The following is a 1,200-nucleotide window of genomic DNA, read 5'->3' as shown; positions in this document are numbered from 1 at the left end:
GGTGGAGCTGTCGCCCTGCTGAAAATGGTCGAAGAGTCGGCGCTGCTGCTCTTCGGTAATGCCAATGCCGCTGTCGTGCACCTCAAACAAGGCGTAATCCGCGTTGTCCGAATCCCGCTGTACCCGCACGGTGATGGTGCCGTTGTCGGTGAATTTCACCGCGTTGCTGATCAGGTTTACCAGAATTTGTCGCAGCCGCACCGGGTCGCCCATGCAGCGTTCGCCCACGTGGGGAGCAATGTCGAGTGTCAGGGTGTTGGAGTGAACGTGTGCCTTGTGCTGGAACAGGGCCAGGGATTCATTGATCAGGTTGAACAGGTTGAAGCTGGTTTGCTCGATGGGCATTTTGCCCGCTTCGATGCGGGAATAATCGAGGATGTCATTAATCAGGTTCAGCAGGCTGTTCCCGGACTGTTCAATCACGTTCAGATTGTGGCGTTGATCATCATCCAGGGAGGCTCCCTTGAGCATGTCCACGGTGCCGATAATACCGTTCAGTGGTGTGCGAATTTCGTGGCTCATTACCGCCAGAAATTCGCTGCGGGCGCTGAGCGCGGCATTCAGCTCCCCGGTGCGCTCGGTGACGCGCTGTTCCAGCACTTCGTTGGCTTCGCGTTGAATACGGACATTCTCGCTTTTCAGTACGGTCATGCGATGCGCCAGCGCAAAGGACAGCAGCAGTGCTTCGGTAAAGGTGCCCAGCTGCATGACGTTTTCCAGTATCCAGCCGCCGTCGATAAGCTGAAAGGTTTTTAGTATGTATGCCGTGGTGGCCAGTGCGACGGCGGTAAATGCCAGCAGAAAATACCTTGCAGGACTGTAGCCCTGCCGGATCAGGCAGATAGACAACGCAATGGCGATAAATGGCCAGGGAAGAACAACGGCGGTACTCGCCTGAATGAAGAAATGAAAATTCACCAGGGTTAGCGGCGCAGTGAGAATCAACACGCTGGCGGCGGCCACCAGCCAGCGATTGATGGCCGGTGCGCGTTTTTTGAGTTCCAGGAACTGGCAGGTAAACAGAATCGAAAACGCCAGTGTCAGCAGATTCAGAACCGGTAATGAGTAATGGTTCCACAGTGTGGCCTGGGGCCAGAGCCACTGATAGCTCAGCCCTTCGCGGGTGAACAGGTTCAGGGTGAACGTGCCCAGATAGAGAACATAAAGCAGGTAGCTACGGTCCCGGATGGAGACAAATAT

At 55.4% G+C, this 1,200-nt stretch carries 1 protein-coding gene; it reads right to left on the bottom strand.

Annotated features, from left to right (window positions below; all coding sequences use genetic code 11):
* Positions 1-1,200, bottom strand: a 1,200-nt coding sequence (locus A3730_RS00965; RefSeq protein ID WP_231883792.1) for a 7TM-DISM domain-containing protein, incomplete at both ends; no start/stop codon positions are given.

The organism is Alcanivorax sp. HI0044 (assembly GCF_001634945.1).
This window is presented reverse-complemented; position numbering and strand designations above follow the sequence as displayed.